The 16,350-nt window shown below is 29.8% G+C and carries 15 protein-coding genes; 10 read left to right on the top strand and 5 right to left on the bottom strand.

Translation table 11 applies throughout. The features are described from left to right. The 9 genes from lnt to ACTT9Y_RS06280 all read left to right on the top strand — a co-directional run. Positions 1–1,446 (top strand): apolipoprotein N-acyltransferase (gene lnt / locus ACTT9Y_RS06320; RefSeq protein ID WP_440933512.1); only part of this gene is annotated, 1,446 nt, incomplete at its 5' end. Beyond that, positions 1,439–2,608 carry a methionine adenosyltransferase gene (gene metK / locus ACTT9Y_RS06315; protein WP_440933511.1) on the top strand — a complete coding sequence of 390 codons (1,170 nt, stop codon included), beginning with the start codon at positions 1,439–1,441 and terminating at the stop codon, positions 2,606–2,608. The genes lnt and metK, both read left to right, overlap by 8 nt. Positions 2,609–2,707: 99 nt before the next feature. Further along, positions 2,708–4,261: a transcription termination factor NusA gene (gene nusA, locus ACTT9Y_RS06310; protein WP_440933510.1), complete on the top strand. Its 1,554-nt coding sequence runs from the start codon at positions 2,708–2,710 to the stop codon at positions 4,259–4,261. A gap of 10 nt (positions 4,262–4,271) precedes the next feature. Beyond that, complete coding sequence (gene infB / locus ACTT9Y_RS06305) at positions 4,272–6,491, top strand: translation initiation factor IF-2 (protein ID WP_440933509.1); 2,220 nt, start codon at positions 4,272–4,274, stop codon at positions 6,489–6,491. Next, on the top strand, positions 6,491–6,859 hold the full coding sequence (gene rbfA, locus ACTT9Y_RS06300) for a 30S ribosome-binding factor RbfA (RefSeq protein WP_440933508.1): 369 nt from the start codon (positions 6,491–6,493) through the stop codon (positions 6,857–6,859). The genes infB and rbfA overlap by 1 nt, the downstream gene beginning before the upstream one ends. 12 nt (positions 6,860–6,871) lie before the next feature. Then, entirely contained in the window at positions 6,872–7,120 is a 249-nt protein-coding gene (rpsO, locus tag ACTT9Y_RS06295) for a 30S ribosomal protein S15 (RefSeq protein WP_075485648.1), read from the top strand. Positions 7,121–7,177: 57 nt separating this feature from the next. Continuing rightward, complete coding sequence (gene pnp / locus ACTT9Y_RS06290) at positions 7,178–9,250, top strand: polyribonucleotide nucleotidyltransferase (protein WP_440933507.1); 2,073 nt, start codon at positions 7,178–7,180, stop codon at positions 9,248–9,250. 75 nt (positions 9,251–9,325) lie between these two features. Then, positions 9,326–10,249, top strand: coding sequence for an NAD-dependent epimerase/dehydratase family protein (locus tag ACTT9Y_RS06285; protein ID WP_440933506.1), 924 nt, complete (start codon positions 9,326–9,328; stop codon positions 10,247–10,249). 11 nt (positions 10,250–10,260) lie between these two features. Continuing rightward, entirely contained in the window at positions 10,261–11,364 is a 1,104-nt protein-coding gene (locus tag ACTT9Y_RS06280) for a DegT/DnrJ/EryC1/StrS family aminotransferase (RefSeq protein WP_440933505.1), read from the top strand. Here the strand turns inward: ACTT9Y_RS06280 and ACTT9Y_RS06275 are convergent. Beyond that, complete coding sequence (locus tag ACTT9Y_RS06275; protein WP_440933504.1) at positions 11,361–12,293, bottom strand: NAD-dependent epimerase/dehydratase family protein; 933 nt, start codon at positions 12,291–12,293, stop codon at positions 11,361–11,363. The genes ACTT9Y_RS06280 and ACTT9Y_RS06275 overlap by 4 nt on opposite strands. 64 nt (positions 12,294–12,357) lie before the next feature. Between ACTT9Y_RS06275 and ACTT9Y_RS06270 the strand changes: the two genes are divergently transcribed. Next, positions 12,358–13,236 carry a hypothetical protein gene (locus tag ACTT9Y_RS06270; protein ID WP_440933503.1) on the top strand — a complete coding sequence of 293 codons (879 nt, stop codon included), beginning with the start codon at positions 12,358–12,360 and terminating at the stop codon, positions 13,234–13,236. Between the two features lie 7 nt (positions 13,237–13,243). Here ACTT9Y_RS06270 and ACTT9Y_RS06265 read toward each other — a convergent pair whose 3' ends face one another. The 4 genes from ACTT9Y_RS06265 to fabA are packed head-to-tail and all read right to left on the bottom strand — an operon-like array spanning position 13,244 to position 16,341. Continuing rightward, on the bottom strand, positions 13,244–13,822 hold the full coding sequence (locus tag ACTT9Y_RS06265) for an acyltransferase (protein WP_440933502.1): 579 nt from the start codon (positions 13,820–13,822) through the stop codon (positions 13,244–13,246). 18 nt (positions 13,823–13,840) lie between these two features. Next, positions 13,841–14,626 carry an enoyl-ACP reductase FabI gene (locus ACTT9Y_RS06260; protein ID WP_440933501.1) on the bottom strand — a complete coding sequence of 262 codons (786 nt, stop codon included), beginning with the start codon at positions 14,624–14,626 and terminating at the stop codon, positions 13,841–13,843. Between the two features lie 3 nt (positions 14,627–14,629). Next, positions 14,630–15,841 carry a beta-ketoacyl-ACP synthase I gene (fabB, locus tag ACTT9Y_RS06255; protein WP_440933500.1) on the bottom strand — a complete coding sequence of 404 codons (1,212 nt, stop codon included), beginning with the start codon at positions 15,839–15,841 and terminating at the stop codon, positions 14,630–14,632. Further along, positions 15,841–16,341, bottom strand: a complete 501-nt coding sequence (gene fabA / locus ACTT9Y_RS06250; RefSeq protein WP_440933499.1) for a bifunctional 3-hydroxydecanoyl-ACP dehydratase/trans-2-decenoyl-ACP isomerase — start codon at positions 16,339–16,341, stop codon at positions 15,841–15,843. The genes fabB and fabA overlap by 1 nt, the downstream gene beginning before the upstream one ends. Between the last annotated feature and the right edge of the window lie 9 nt (positions 16,342–16,350).

The following is a 16,350-nucleotide window of genomic DNA, read 5'->3' as shown; positions in this document are numbered from 1 at the left end:
TTAACTTTTAGTTTGTTCTATTTATTTTTAATAAAAAAAATTGAGCTCTATAAAAATAAAAAAATATTTTTTCTTTATGGTTGGTTATTTGGATTCGGTTATTTTGTAAGTAATCTATATTGGATCTCAATATCATTAACGTTTGATCAAAATTTTAAGTTTTTAATACCTTTTACAATATTTTTAATACCTGCTTTCTTGGCCTTGTTTTATGGTTTAGTTGCTTATTTATTTGTAGTTTTAAAACCAAATAAAAATTTGAGCTCATTTTTTCTTTTTTCTTTGATATTTGGAATAGTAGAATTCATACGAGGATCAATACTAACCGGTTTTCCTTGGAATTTAATCGCTTATAGTTTCTCTAATCAAATCGAAATTTTAAATATTACTTCAATCATAGGTACCTACAGCTTTAATCTTTTTTGTATTTCATTATTTACAAGTCCATCAATATTTATCTTAAGAGAAAATAAAAAAGATATTAGCGTCTGTGTTGCGTTTCTTATTACAACAATGTCATTTTATGTTTTTGGTTCACAAAATTTAGAAAAATTTAACAATCAAGATGTAAAAAATCTTGACTATAAAATAAGAATTTTGAGTTCAAATATAAGTATAGATAGATTTTACAACAATATTGTTCCTATAACTGCAATAGAAGAACTAATTGAAATAAGCTCACCTAAAAAAAGTGAAAAAATAATTTTTATTTGGCCAGAAGGTATTATTCCAGGTATTTCACAAGACCAACTAAAAGAATACAAATGGTTATTTGAAAATAAATTCAACGAAAATCATTTATTAGCAATTGGAATTAATAGCAAAGAAGATAAAAACAAGACTGTAAAATATTTTAATTCATTATCTATTTTTGAACATGACCTCAATGTAATAAATTCATATAAAAAAATTAATCTTGTCCCTTTTGGAGAATTTTTACCTTTTGAAAAATTATTAAAAAGTATTGGCTTAAAAACAATTACTAATGACTACCAATCATATTCAAAGGGTGAAGAAAGAAACATAATTGATCTTACATATAATAATTTATCGGTGAAGATATTGCCCCTTATTTGTTACGAGATAATTTATTCAGGTAAAATTTTTACAGATAATAATTTTGACTATATTGTAAATATTTCTGAAGATGGTTGGTTTGGTAATTCAATTGGTCCAGAGCAACATTTTACTCATAGTATTTTTAGAGCCATAGAGAGTGGGAAATATGTTTTACGATCTGCAAATAATGGGACAACAGCAATTATCAACCCAATGGGAGTTGTTGAGCAAAAAGTTGATATAAATAAATCTGGTTATATAGATTTAAGTGAGTCTAGGAAAATAGAGATGACTCTATTTGCAAAATTTGGAAATAAAATTTTTGGATTTATAATTTTGTTGTATATTTTTTTAATATTTTCATTTAAGAAACTTAAAAATGAGTAATTTAAAAAATTATCTTTTCACAAGTGAGTCTGTTTCTGAAGGTCATCCAGATAAAGTATCTGACAGGATTTCAGATATGGTCGTTGATAGTTTTATTTCTGGAGATCCATACTCTAGAGTTGCTTGCGAAACACTAACCACAACAAATAAAGTTGTTTTAGCTGGAGAAGTAAGAGGGCCTGAAATAAAAAAAGACGAATTAATTGAAAAAGTAAGAAATTGTATAAAAGACATTGGTTATGACCAAGAAGGATTTACTTGGAAAGAAGCTACAAAAATTGAAAGTCATTTACATTCCCAATCAGCTGATATTGCTATGGGAGTGGACTCATCAGGAAATAAAGATGAAGGAGCTGGAGATCAAGGTATTATGTTTGGATACGCATGTAACGAAACAGATGTTTTAATGCCAGCACCAATTCATTATTCTCATAAAATTTTAAGATTGATGGCGGAGGATAGAAAGTCAGGAAAGTTAAAAAATATTGAACCAGACTCAAAAAGCCAAGTAACATTTGAATATGTTGATGGAAAACCTTCAAAAGTCAAATCAGTTGTAATATCTTCACAACATTCAGCTGACGTCAATCAAGCACAAGTAAGAGATTTATTAAGACCTTACATGTTAAAATCTATTCCTGAGAATTTTCTTAATGGTTTCAATGAAGATGAGTTTTATGTAAATCCTACAGGTAATTTCGTGATTGGTGGTCCCGATGGAGATTGTGGTCTTACGGGTAGAAAAATTATTGTCGATACATATGGTGGTGCTGCTCCTCATGGTGGTGGTGCTTTTTCAGGAAAAGATCCAACTAAAGTCGATAGATCGGCAGCTTACGCAGCAAGGTATATTGCTAAAAATGTTGTAGGTTCAAAAATTGCTGAAAAATGTTTAATTCAATTAGCTTATGCAATTGGTGTATCAAAACCACTATCTATTTACGTTGATTTATTTGATAAAGACTTAGATAAAAATAAATTTGTTGTAGAAAAAATTAAAGAAAATTTTGATTTAAGCCCTAGAGGCATAAGAGAGATGTTAAATTTAAATAAACCAATATATGAAAAAACAGCTGCTTATGGTCATTTTGGTAGAGCACCTGAGGAAAATGGTTCATTTTCTTGGGAAAAAACTGATAAAACCAACGTTTTTTCTAAATAGTTTCTGTTGAATTAAAAAAAAACTTTACTATATTGCCATTACATTATTGAACTTTACAAAATGGGCTTTAGCCCATTTTTTTTTGGAGCAAACAAAATTATGCTAAATAAAAGAGCTGATAAACTTGAATTATTAAGGATTGCTGAAGCCGTAGCTTTAGAAAAATCAATTGATAAAGAACTTATTATAAGTTCCATGGAAACAGGAATTGCCAAGGCTGCAAAATCGAAATTTGGACAAGAAAATGAAATTATGGTTTCTATAAATAGAGACAATGGAGATATCGAGCTTTTTAGAAAATTAGTAATCGCTGAAAATCCTGAAAATGCAAATACAGAGATAAAATTAGAAGATGCAATTAATTTAAATGAATTAAACAAAGATAAGGCTGTTGGTGACGAAGTATTACAACCACTTCCTTCATTTGATTTTGGAAGAATAGCCGCACAAACTGCAAAGCAAGTAATTAGTTTTAATGTTAGAGAAGCTGAAAGAGAAAGACAATTTAATGATTTTATTGATAAAAAAGATTCTATTTTAAGTGGGATTGTTAAAAGATTAGAATTTGGAAACGTAATTGTTGATTTAGGAAGAACTGAAGCAATAATTCAAAAAAACGAAATGATTCCTCGTGAAAATATTAAAGCAGGTGATCGTATAAAAGCATATTGTTATGATGTTAGAAGAGAACCAAGAGGACAACAAATATTTTTATCTAGAGCTCATCCTAAATTCATGGAAAAGCTCTTTGTTCAAGAGGTTCCAGAAATTTATGATGGACTAATAGAAATTAAATCTTCCTCAAGAGATCCTGGTAGTAGAGCTAAAATATGTGTGAAAGCAGTAGACACATCTTTAGATCCAGTTGGTGCTTGCGTGGGTATGAGAGGTTCAAGAGTTCAAGCTGTTGTAAATGAACTTCAAGGAGAGAAAATTGACATAGTTAATTGGTCAGAGGATCCTGCTATTTTGGTTTCAAATGCATTATCCCCTGCCGAAGTACAAAGAGTTAATGTTGATAGTGAAAGAAAAAAACTTGATGTAATTCTAACCGAAGAAAATTTAAGTAAAGCAATTGGAAGAAGAGGTCAAAATGTCAGATTAGCAACTAAACTATTGAATTATGAGATTAATATAATGACAGATGCAGAAGACTCTGAAAGAAGACAATTAGAATTTAAAGAAAAAACAGAGAATTTTGTAAAAAATTTAGAGTTAGATGAAACATTGGGTCAGTTACTAGTTGCTGAAGGATTTTCAACTATAGATGATATAAAAGATAGCTCGGCTGAAAATTTAATGAAGATTGAAGGAATAGAGGAAGATACTGCTAAAGCATTGATAGAAAGAGCTAAAGAGTTTTACGAAAAAGACCAGGAGGATATTTCTCATAGGATTAAAGAACTAGGTCTTGAAGATGCCTTGATTAATTTAAAGGGATTAACTCCAGGTATGTTAGTCACACTTGGTGAACAAAAAATTCTAAGTTTAGAGGATTTTGCAGATTTGGCATCTGATGAATTAACTGGTGGTTATGATGTGGTTAAAGGTGAGAGAGTGAAAATTCAAGGTTATCTTGAAGATTTCGCTCTATCAAAAGAGGAAGCGGATGAACTAATTATGTCTGCACGATCCATTGTTTATAAAGATTGAGTGATGAGGTATGGAGAAAAAAACAAAATTAACAATTTCAGGCTCAGCCAAAAAATCAATCAAAAACATTGAGATTGCTAAAAGCCAAGGAAAAAATTCTGTAGTAATTGAAAAACAAACTGGAAAATTCTCGAGTAGAGGTGGATCATTTAGATCTAGTACGAATAAGCCAAGAACAAGCGCAATGTTCAACAGAGGAGTTCCACTAAAACCTTCATTTAATCCTAAATCACCCTCTGTTACAAACGATTTTGAAAAGAGGAAACTAGCAGAGCAAAGAGCTACTAAAAGACTTAAAGGGGATAGCGAAAATAAAGATAAAAAGACTTTAAAAGTAGGAGCAAAGAAAAGAGAATTAAAATTAACAGTTTCAAGAGCGTTAAGTGATGAGATTGACGCAAAACAAAGAAGTTTAGCATCAGTTAAGAGAGCAAGACAAAAAGAAATTAAAAACGCTACAAAAGATATTTCTCAAGAAAATTTAAAACCAATTAAAAGAGAGGTTAATATCCCTGAAGCAATCACAGTGCGAGAATTGGCAAACAGGATGGCCGAACAATCAAGTAATGTAATTAAGCATTTATTTGGTATGGGTGTTACGGTGACTATCAATCAAACATTAGCTGCAGATACTGCAGAATATTTAGTTAAAGAATTTGGTCATAACCCAATAAGAGAAGAGAAAGCAGAAGAAATTATTCAAAAAATAAAAGCTTCAAGAACAGAAAATTTAAAAAATCGACCCCCAATAGTTACTGTCATGGGGCATGTGGATCATGGTAAAACATCAGTACTAGATGTGCTTAGAAGTGCAAATGTAGTTTCAGGAGAATTTGGTGGAATAACTCAACACATTGGAGCCTATCAAATTGAAAGCCAGGATAACAAATTAACATTTATTGACACACCAGGTCATGCTGCCTTTACAGAAATGAGAGCAAGAGGATCAAAATTAACCGATGTTGTTGTATTAGTAGTTGCAGCTGATGATGGAGTTAAACCTCAAACAGTTGAGTCCATTAAACACGCTAAAGCTGCAAAGGTTCCAATTGTTGTAGCTATAAATAAATGTGATCTACCAGAGGCAGATGCTCAGAAGATAAAAAATCAATTATTAGAACACGAATTAATCGCTGAAGATTTATCTGGTGATACTTTAATGGTTGAAATTTCAACTAAAACAAAACAAAACTTAGATAAATTAGTAGAGTCTATAATACTTCAAGCAGAGATTTTAGATCTTAAAACAGATTATGAGTCTAAAGCTACAGGTGTAGTCTTAGAGTCTAAAATTGATATTGGTAGAGGTCCGGTAGCAAATATAATTGTAACAACAGGAACTCTTAAGAAAGGTGATTTTTTTGTAAGCGGTTTAAAATGGGGAAAAGTTAGAGCCATAATTAATGATAAGGGGCAAAATATTAATGAAGCCTTACCTTCCACTCCTGTTGAGATTTTAGGAATAAATGGTGCAGCAAAAGCTGGTGATGATTTTATTGTTCTTGAAACAGAAAAAGAAGCAAAGACGTTAAGTGAAAATAGAGCACAAGAAAGTAAGGATGGAAAAAATCCACTAACTTTTGCAACTCAAGATTCTGCTTTCTCAGATAAATCCACAGAAGAATTAAATTTAATTATCAAATCTGATGTTCATGGATCATCTGAGGCAATTAAAAATGCGATTAGTCAAATCAAACATGATGAAGTTAAACCTAAAATAATTTTAGCAGACATTGGAATGGTAACAGAGACAGACGTCACATTAGCGAAAGCATCTAATGCAGTACTAATAGCTTTCAATGTTAAACCAAGTAAAGAGGCAAAAAAACTTGCTGAAAATGAGAAGATAAATATATCATCATATAATATTATTTATGAAGTTTTAGATTATATTAAACAAAGAATGTCGGGATTATTGGCGCCTGATGTTCAAGAAAAAATTACTGGCACAGCACAAATTTTAGAAATATTTAAAGTTTCAGGTGCTGGAAAAGTTGCTGGCTCAAAAATAATTGAAGGAGAAATTACTAGCACCTCAGATGTTAGAATTATTAGGGATGGTGCAATTATTTATACAGGAAAAGTTTCAACAATATTTAGAGAAAAAAACCAAGTAAAACAGGTAAGTGGTGGGCAAGAATGTGGGATTACAGTTAAAGATTATATGGATTTCCAAAAAAATGACACAATAGAGGCATTTAGTGTTACATCTACAGAGAGGTCAATTTAATGGCAGATAGAATAGGAAAACCAATATCACAAAGACAGCTTAGAGTAGGAGAAATGATTAAGCAGTCTTTAAGCATGATTTTTATAAGAAATGAGGCTAAGGTGCCGAATTTAGAAACAAAAACCATTACGGTTACTGAGGTTAGAATGAGTCCTGATTTAAAAATTGCTAAAGCATATGTTCTTCCATTGGGTGGAAAAGATGCGGAGGAAACAATTAATGTTTTAAAGGAATATTCGTTTTTAATTAGAAAAATTTTATCACAAAAAGTGGTTATGAAATTTTTACCAAAATTACTTTTTAGAAAAGACGAGTCTTTTGAGTATGCGGAAAAAATAGAAAATTTAATAAAACAAACAAATAAATAGAAAGAAAGAGGCATGAACAAAAAGGCACAAGAATTAGCAATGCATGATAAAGATACTGGATCTTCAGAGATACAGATCGCTTTGCTAACAGAGAAAATTGAAACTCTCTCTAAACATATTAAGCAATTCAAAAAAGATAAACATTCATCTGTTGGATTGTTGAGAGCGGTAAATAGAAGAAAGAAATTGTTAGAATACCTTAAGAAAAATAAAATGGATTCTTACAAAAATGTACTGTCGAAATTGAATTTAAGAAAGTAGAAATCAAAATAGATAGAACGGAATGGAACGAAACGAACGAAACGAAATGGAAATGAAATGTTTAAAGTATACAAGAAGGAAATTGAAATAGCAGGAAAGAAGATAAGTTTAGAAACAGGCAAAGTAGCAAGACAAGCAGACGGTGCAATAATCGCAACATGTGGAGAGACAGTCGTACTAGCAACAGTAGTGGGAGCAAAAAAAGTAAATCCTGATATGGATTACTTTCCATTATCTGTAAATTACCAAGAAAAATATTATGCAGCCGGGAAAATTCCAGGTGGATATTTTAAAAGAGAAGCAAGACCAACCGAGAGCGAAACATTAATCTCTAGATTAATTGATAGACCAATCAGACCTCTGTTTCCTGACGAATTTAAAAATGAAGTTCAGCTATTACCAACTGTAATTTCATATGATAAAGAAAATGAACCAGATATTTTATCAATCACAGCGTCATCAGCTGCATTAGCTATATCAGGAATGCCATTTATGGGTCCTGTAGGAGCTTCAAGAGTTGGTTTTATTGATGGTAGATATGTTCTAAATCCATCTAAAGCAGATTTAGAAAAATCAAAATTGGATTTAGTAGTAGCAGGTACAAAAGATGCTGTTCTTATGGTTGAGTCTGAAGCTAATGGTTTAACAGAGGAAGAAATGTTAAATGCAGTTAAATTTGGTCATGAAGGCTTTGTTCCAGTGATTGAAATGATTGAGGAACTTGCAAAAGAATGTAGAAAACCTGAGTGGACAGTTGAGAAAAAAGATTTATCTGAAGTTAAGAAAAAACTTGAGGAAACTTTTACGGAAGATCTTAAGAAAGCTTTTGCAACAAGAGATAAACAGGATAGATCAAATCAAATTTCAGAAATTACTGATAAAGCTAAAAAACTTTATGAGGAAAATGAAAATTATACTGATTTAGATGTTAACAGTCAGTTAAAAAATCTTGAAAAATCTATTGTTAGAACTGACATTCTGAAAAACAAAAATAGAATTGATGGTCGAGGTTTATCAGATGTGAGGCCGATTTCATGTGAAGTTGGTGTCTTACCTAGAGCTCATGGTTCTGCATTATTTACCAGAGGAGAAACTCAAGCGATTGTTGTTGCAACACTCGGTACTTCAGACGATGAACAAAGAATTGAAAGTTTAGATGGATTACAAAGAGAACGATTTATGCTTCACTATAATTTTCCTCCTTTTTCAGTTGGAGAAACTGGAAGAATTGGAACAGGTAGAAGAGAAATTGGTCATGGTAAATTAGCTTGGAGAGCAATAAACTCTTCATTACCTACAAAAGAGGCGTTTCCATATACTTTTAGAGTAGTTTCAGAGATTACAGAATCTAATGGTTCTTCTTCAATGGCTACTGTTTGTGGAACATCTTTAGCATTAATGGATGCAGGGGTTCCAATTAAAGAGCCAGTTGCTGGTATTGCAATGGGATTAATTAAAGAAGGCGATGATTTCAGCGTCCTTTCAGATATTTTAGGTGATGAAGATCACTTGGGTGACATGGACTTTAAAGTTGCTGGAACTAAAGATGGAATTACTTCTCTTCAAATGGATATCAAAATTACAGGTATTACATTTGAAATTATGGAGCAAGCATTGAGCCAAGCTAAAGACGGAAGAGTTCATATCTTAGGAGAAATGAATAAGGCATTATCAGCCTCAAGATCTGATGTTGGAAAACATACCCCAAAAATGGAACAAGTTAATGTTGATAAAAAAGATATTGCTGCTGTAATTGGAAAAGGTGGTGCTACGATCAGAGAGATAGTTGAAAAATCAGGTGCAAAAGTAGATGTAAATGATGAAGGTGTTGTAACAGTGGCTGCTCCAGATGAAGAGTCTAGAAACATTGCAATGCAAATGATCAAAGATATTACTGCAAAAGCTGAATTAAATAAAATTTATTCAGGTAAAGTAATGAAAATTATGGAATTTGGTGCATTTGTTAATTTCTTAGGAAAACAAGACGGACTTGTTCATATTTCGGAACTTGCAGATAAAAGAGTAGCTAAAGTCACTGACGTAGTAAAAGAGGGCGATGAAGTAAAAGTAAAAGTAATTGGTTTTGATAGGGGTAAAGTTAAACTTTCAATTAAACAAGCTATATCGTAAAAAATTCAATATACCTTGAATAATTTGAGAAAGTTTTGCTATTAAATACTTACTAAAGATTGATATTCTTGAACTATGAAAATAATTATATTAGGTGGTTTTGGTTTTGTTGGATCAAGGATAGCTTTCTATCTAAAAAAAAAACATAAAATTATTCAGGCATCCAGGAGAAATGGGTATAATATTTTTAATAAAAATAAAATAAAATCTTTAATAGAAAGATTTAAGCCAGATGCTATTATTAATTGTGCTTCATTTCATGGAGGATTAAATTATATTAATTCTACTCCAGCAACAATCTTTAAAGAGAATTCAAAAATTTATTATGATATTTATGAAGTTGTTGCAAAAACAAAATTAAAACCATTAATAATTAATTTAATTTCTAATTGTGCTTATAATCATGAATTAGCTGTTCAAAATGAAGAGAAGTGGCTTACAGGAGAAGCTCATGACAGTGTCCAGCCTTTTGCAATGGCAAAAAGAATTGCATATTATCTATCTATATTTTATTTTAAAGAATTTGGAGTAAAATCAAAAAATTTTATATTACCGAATGCCTATGGTCCTGGAGATTATTTAGATCCTAAAAGAACCCATGCGTTAAATGGAATAATAATTAGATTTATACAAAGTATTAAACAAAAACAAAAAACATTTGAAATTTGGGGAACAGGTAAGCCAAAAAGAGAATGGATTTATGTAGATGATATTGCAAAATTAATTTTATTTGAGTTTTCTAGGAATAAATTGCCATTACTTACTCCGGTAAATTTTGCTCAAAATAAGTCATATTCAATATTGAAAATAACAAAATTAGTAAAAGAAAATTTAAAATCTAAAATAGATTTAAAAACAGATATAACTAAAGTAGATGGAGCGCCCTTAAAACAATTAGGTAACAAAAAATTTAAAAAATATTTTGGTAATTTTAAATTTATGACAATAGAAAAAGGCATTGGAGAAACAATTGCTTATTATCAAAAAAAAATAAATTAATTTGAGCAAAAATGAAAATTGATTTTTTTTCAACAACACTTAATAGCTCTATATCAAAAAAACTAAGTAAATTATTCAAAAAAAAATTTATAAGCTCAGGTAGTGCATCAGATCAGTTTGAGAAAAATTTTTCAAAACTATTTAGTTTAAAATATTGTACAGCAGTAAATAGTGGGACATCAGCTCTACATTTATCTTTAAGATGTGGAAAAATAGGTTTTGGTGACGAAGTTATAATTCCAGCCCAAACATTTATAGCCACTGGATTAGCTGTTAAGTATGTTGGAGCAAAACCAGTTTTTGCAGATATTCAAAAAAATACAGGTAATATATGTCCAAAATCAATTTTAAAAAAAATTTCAAAAAAAACTAAAGCAATTATTGTAGTGCATTGGGGAGGATATCCATGTGACATGTTTGAAATAAAAAAAATTGCAAAAAAACATAATCTTATTTTAATTGAAGATGCAGCTCATGCTCTTGGTGCTAACTATAATAAACTTTCAATAGGAAATATATCTGATTTTACATGTTTTTCTTTTCAGGCAAAAAAACAACTCACTACAGGTGATGGTGGAATGTTAATTTGTAAAAGGAAAAAAGATCATATTTATGCTCAAAAATTAAAGTGGTTTGACATAAATCGAAAAAGTAAACTAGGTTTTCAAGGGGAAAGATTATATGAGATTTCAGAAATTGGATACAAATATCATTTGAATGATATTGCTTCAACTATTGGTATAGAAAATTTAAAAATTATTAAAAAGAAACTTAAGTATATAAATAATATTGCTAAGGTTTATGATAAGAATTTTTGTAATTTGAAGCATGTAAAAATTCTAGAAAAAAAAAAGGACAGAGAGTCAACTAACTGGCTTTATACAATTTTAGTAAAAAATAGAATTGCTTTTTATAATTACATGAAAAAAAATAAAATTCCCGTTTCACTAGTTCACAGAAGGATAGATAAATATAAAGTGTTTGGTGGTAAAACTAAAAATTTAAAAAATCAAGAATATTTTGATAAATATCATATTTGTTTACCAATCCACGAACAATTATCAAAAGTTCAAATTTCATGGATTGTTAAAAAAGTCAGAGAGTTTCAAGCTTAAATATTTGAATAAGTATTTTTTTTTGTTAAAAAATTGAATGATTTAATTAATTCATCAAGCCCATTCTCAATATTTATATTTGTTTTAAATCCTTTTTTGTTAATTTTATCATATGAAACAATATAATTTCTTTGATCCATATCCTTATCAAATTCAGCATAATGGATATATAGTTTTGATAGTTTCGATTTTATGAGGTTACATATATCTTCTTTTGAATAATTCATAGACCCATCACCAACATTATAGATATCGTTTTTAACTTTTGAAAAATTTTCAATTCCAAATACCAAAGATTTAGCTATATCCTCAACATGAATAAATGATCTTTGATGGTTTTTCTCATATACAACCAAATAACCTTCCGTCATAGCCTTATAGGCAAAATCGTTTACCAGGAGGTCAAGTCTCATTCTTGGAGAAGATCCAAAAGCAGTTGCAAATCTATAGATTAAAAAATTATCTGCATTTTGTATATTTTTTTCATTTATTACTTTTGTTTCAGCATATAAACTTAAAGGATTAAGTTTACTATTTTCATCAACTATTTCTGATTGATGTCCATAATTTGACCCTGTTGAAGCATAAATTAGGTTTTGAGATTTATTAGTTAATTCTAAAATATTTTTTGTGCCATCTATATTTGTGCTAGTAGCCAATTCTGGATTTAATCTACAGGCTGGATATCCAACTATAGAAGCTAAATGAATTACAAAATCATTTTTCTGTATGTTAGCCTCTTTTAGTGATTTTTTATCTCTTATATCCCCTTTAATAAAATTAAAATTTTTATTACTATTAAAGTGCAAAAGATGGTCTCCACCAAAAAGAAGTTTATCAAAAATTGTTACTTTATAATTTTTTTCTAGAAGAATTTTTGTTAACTTAGACCCTATGTATCCTGCTCCACCAGTAATAAAGATATTCATTGTTGCCTTATAGATAATTTGTTAAAAAAGTCAAATTTAATCAATAAAAACTTAAAATTTTTAAATGAATAAAGTAATTTTGTTAAATTATTATTCTGATCAAAATGTTAAAAGAAAAAAAGAATTAATATTTTGTGTAAACAAAAATTTAAATTTAAATTTTGTTAATAAGGTCTATATTTTTGTTGAAAAAAAAGAAGAGACAGAAGATTTAAAAAGACTAAAAAATTCAAAAAAAATAAAATTTATTATAACAAATAAAAGAAGGATTTTAACCAAAGATTTGTTTGATTATATTCGGATCAATATAAAAAAATCATCAATTGTAATTATGATGAGCTGTGATATTTTTTTAAAAGATTCTAAAAACTGGGCAAATATTGAAAAAAAATTTTTTCTAAAAGGTTATAAAGATAAAATTCTTTTAGGTATAAGAAAAAATCTCCATGAAAACCGTCTGTCAAAAAGACAGAAAGTCTGGGAAAAAAAATCATCTATACTTGGTGAATATTTTGATGTTATTGCATTTAAAACTCCATTAAAAAAAGGAGTTTTTAAGGAAAATTTTAATTTTATATGGGGTATTGCTGGAGGAGATTCTTTAATGATTGGGTTATTAAATAAATATTACCACATATTTTCTCTAGGTAAGAAGTATATAACATATCATTTTGATGTAGTAAGGAAACAAAATGAAAATCCAAAATTTACTTTTAATTACATTGAAGTAAATAAAAATTTTGAGATTGGAGCCTTGTTAAGAATTGATGAGTCAGCAAGAATTCCAACTCAGCAAAATTGGGACCATTTATTTAAAAACAAACTAAAACCAAAAGTTGTTTATTTAAAAGAAAATGAGATTTTTTTTGAAAAATATTTAAGGAAAATACTCTACTATGTTAAACTAAATATTTTAATTTTTAGAAGTAAAATTAATCTGTAAAAAATATTTACTTAAATTGTTTATTTAAATTTTTTATTTTTTTTTGCATATTCTTGTAGTCTCTCGATTTTAATGTTTTATTGACATTATTTGTGTTAAGAAAATTTCCTTTTTTCACTTTATCATAGACAATGCAATGTGCTGCTACACTTGAAAAATCTTCGAGTTTACATCCAGGCAAAATTACCGAAAAAGAGCCAACAAGAACTGATTTACCTATTTTAATACTTTTTGAAATTATATTGCTAAATTTTCTTTGATTTTTTTTATTTAAAGTAGCTGATGGAATAGAGTTTGATGTATAGTGATCAGTTGATGTAAATACCTGAACGAAATTTGATAATGCTGCAAAATCATCAAGAATAATTCCTTTTTCACCACCTGAGAGTGTACATCCCCTTGCAATGTGTATGTTATTTCCTAATTGAATTTTTCCTTTGAAAACAACATCATCATCTATTCTGCACCTATCACCAATTATTATATCTTTTGATATAAAACGGCTTAATTTTGAAATTTTACAATCCCTACCAATTTTTTTTAATCCTAACTTTTTTTGTTCAGTTTTAGAGTAAAATCCACTCATATATTTAATTCAAATAATTTATTTAATATTCTTCGGGTCAGGCATTCCAACTTTATTATATCCAGCGTCTACATAATGAATCTCACCAGTAACTCCGTTAGCAAGATCGCTTAACAAATACAATGCAGAATTACCAACATCATGAATATCCACATTTCTTTTCAAAAATGAGTGATCTTCATTCCATTTATATAAGAATTTTGCGTCACCTATTGCAGAAGCAGCTAATGTTTTGATAGGTCCTGCACTTATAGCATTTACTCTCATACCTTTAGCACCCAAATCTCTAGCTAGATATTTAACACTAGCTTCTAAAGCTGACTTGCAAACACCCATCACATTATAATTTGGGATTGCTTTAGTAGACTCGTAAGTCAAAGTTAATAAACTCCCACCTTGTTTCATTACCTTTGAAGCTTCTTTTGCTACCTCAGTAAATGAAAAACATGAGATTAACATACTTCTTAAAAAGTTTTCTCTAGTAGTATTTAAATATTCACCTGATAATTCTGATTTATCAGAGAAAGCAACTGCATGAACTACAAAATCAATTTCACCCCATTGAGATTTGATATCTTCAAATAATTTTACAACCTCTTCTTTTTTTTCAACATCACAACTAAATGTAATGTTAGAATTTAATTTTTCTGCTAAAGGAACTACTCTTTTTTTTAAAGCGTCACCTAAATAAGTAAATGCTAGTTCAGCTCCTGACTCAGCAAGTTTTTGAGATATACCCCAGGCAATTGATCTTTCATTGGCCACACCCATGATTAATCCTTTTTTACCTTTCATTAAACTCATAAATTACACCTTTTCAAAAATTAAAGCTGCATTAGTTCCACCAAAACCAAAGCTATTTGACATTACTGTATTTAAATTTACTCCTGTTTCAGTTTTTGAAACTATAGGATATTTTTTAGCGTCATCATCCATATCAGTAATATTTGCAGAACCTGTAATGAAATTATTCTTCATCATTATCAAACAATAAATTGCTTCATGAACTGAAGCAGCACCTAATGGATGACCTGATAAAGATTTAGTTGAACTTATTTTTGGAATGTCATTTCCAAATGTTTCCTTAATAGCATTAAGTTCTGTGATATCTCCAACAGGTGTTGATGTTCCGTGAGTATTAATATAATCAATTTTATTTTTTGTAGTTGCCATCGCCATTTTCATACATCTGACAGCGCCTTCTCCTGATGGAGCTACCATATCATATCCATCCGAAGTTGCTCCATAACCAGTTAATTCTGCGTATATTTTAGCACCCCTTGCTTTAGCGTGTTCGTACTCCTCAAGTACTAATACACCTGCACCACCTGCAATTACAAATCCATCTCTAGTTTTATCATAAGCTCTAGACGCAGATTGAGGAGTATCATTATATTTTGATGATAAAGCTGTCATAGCATCAAACATTGCTGTCATTGCCCAATGAATTTCTTCACTTCCACCTGCAAAAACAACATCCTGTTTACCCATCTGAATTAATTCCATAGAATTTCCTATGCAGTGTCCACTAGTTGCACATGCAGAACTCATTGTGTAGTTAGTTCCTTTAATTTTAAATGGTACAGCAAGTGTTGCTGAGGCAGTACTGGCCATTGTTCTTGGAACAATAAAGGGCCCCATTAGTTTTGGAGTTTTAGCTCTTGTTTTGTCTGCTGCAAGTATTACATTTTCAATTGATGGTCCACCGGAACCCATTACAATCCCAGTTTTAAAATTACTTACTTCACTTTCTTCTAATCCAGAATCCTCAATTGCCTCTTTCATTGCAATATAATTATAAGCTGATCCTGATCCCATAAATCTTATTGTTTTTCTATCAATATGATCCTCTAGTTTAATATTTGGTTTACCGTGAACATGGCTTTTTAAATTATGCTCTTTGTATTCTTCTGCAAAAGAAATTCCTGATTTTGAATTTAATAAAGATTGATGAACCTCTTCTTGATTATTGCCTAAGCAAGAAACTACTCCTAAACCGGTGATAACTACTCTTCTCATTATTTAAATAAACCTACCTTTAAACTTTCTGCTGAATATATTTTTTTATTATCTGCAAGAACTATTCCATTTGCAAGCCCAACAGTTGTTCCTCCAGGAGACATAATTTTCTTCATATCTATTTCATATCTTACATTTTTTACATTCTGTAAAACTTCACCTGTAAATTTTACAGTACCCACACCTAAAGCTCTTCCTTTTCCAGGATTTCCTAGCCAACCTAGAAAAAACCCTACCAGTTGCCACATAGCATCTAAACCTAAGCATCCTGGCATAACTGGATCTTTTTTAAAATGACAATCAAAAAACCAAAGATCATCTTTTATATCTAATTCAGCTCTTAAACTGCCTTTATTAAATGCTCCATTATTTTCATTGATTTCGGTTATTCTGTCAAACATAAGCATTGGTGGGAGAGGTAATTTTGCATTACCAGGACCAAAAAGATCACCGTTCGCACAAGTTATTAGATCATCATAGGAGTATGAGTTTTTTTTCATATTCGAGCA

Origin of the sequence: Candidatus Pelagibacter sp., from assembly GCF_052049995.1 — a bacterium.
GTDB lineage: Bacteria > Pseudomonadota > Alphaproteobacteria > Pelagibacterales > Pelagibacteraceae > Pelagibacter.
This window is presented reverse-complemented; position numbering and strand designations above follow the sequence as displayed.

What these genes read in the sequence shown, in the direction of transcription:
- ACTT9Y_RS06275 (WP_440933504.1), bottom strand. Translation starts at nt 12,293, where the DNA reads ATGAATATCTTTATTACTGGTGGAGCAGGATACATAGGGTCTAAGTTA.
- rpsO (WP_075485648.1), top strand. Translation starts at nt 6,872, where the DNA reads ATGAACAAAAAGGCACAAGAATTAGCAATGCATGATAAAGATACTGGA.
- ACTT9Y_RS06265 (WP_440933502.1), bottom strand. Translation starts at nt 13,822, where the DNA reads ATGAGTGGATTTTACTCTAAAACTGAACAAAAAAAGTTAGGATTAAAA.
- ACTT9Y_RS06285 (WP_440933506.1), top strand. Translation starts at nt 9,326, where the DNA reads ATGAAAATAATTATATTAGGTGGTTTTGGTTTTGTTGGATCAAGGATA.
- ACTT9Y_RS06260 (WP_440933501.1), bottom strand. Translation starts at nt 14,626, where the DNA reads ATGAGTTTAATGAAAGGTAAAAAAGGATTAATCATGGGTGTGGCCAAT.
- fabB (WP_440933500.1), bottom strand. Translation starts at nt 15,841, where the DNA reads ATGAGAAGAGTAGTTATCACCGGTTTAGGAGTAGTTTCTTGCTTAGGC.
- fabA (WP_440933499.1), bottom strand. Translation starts at nt 16,341, where the DNA reads ATGAAAAAAAACTCATACTCCTATGATGATCTAATAACTTGTGCGAAC.
- infB (WP_440933509.1), top strand. Translation starts at nt 4,272, where the DNA reads ATGGAGAAAAAAACAAAATTAACAATTTCAGGCTCAGCCAAAAAATCA.
- ACTT9Y_RS06280 (WP_440933505.1), top strand. Translation starts at nt 10,261, where the DNA reads ATGAAAATTGATTTTTTTTCAACAACACTTAATAGCTCTATATCAAAA.
- rbfA (WP_440933508.1), top strand. Translation starts at nt 6,491, where the DNA reads ATGGCAGATAGAATAGGAAAACCAATATCACAAAGACAGCTTAGAGTA.
- metK (WP_440933511.1), top strand. Translation starts at nt 1,439, where the DNA reads ATGAGTAATTTAAAAAATTATCTTTTCACAAGTGAGTCTGTTTCTGAA.
- pnp (WP_440933507.1), top strand. Translation starts at nt 7,178, where the DNA reads ATGTTTAAAGTATACAAGAAGGAAATTGAAATAGCAGGAAAGAAGATA.
- ACTT9Y_RS06270 (WP_440933503.1), top strand. Translation starts at nt 12,358, where the DNA reads ATGAATAAAGTAATTTTGTTAAATTATTATTCTGATCAAAATGTTAAA.
- nusA (WP_440933510.1), top strand. Translation starts at nt 2,708, where the DNA reads ATGCTAAATAAAAGAGCTGATAAACTTGAATTATTAAGGATTGCTGAA.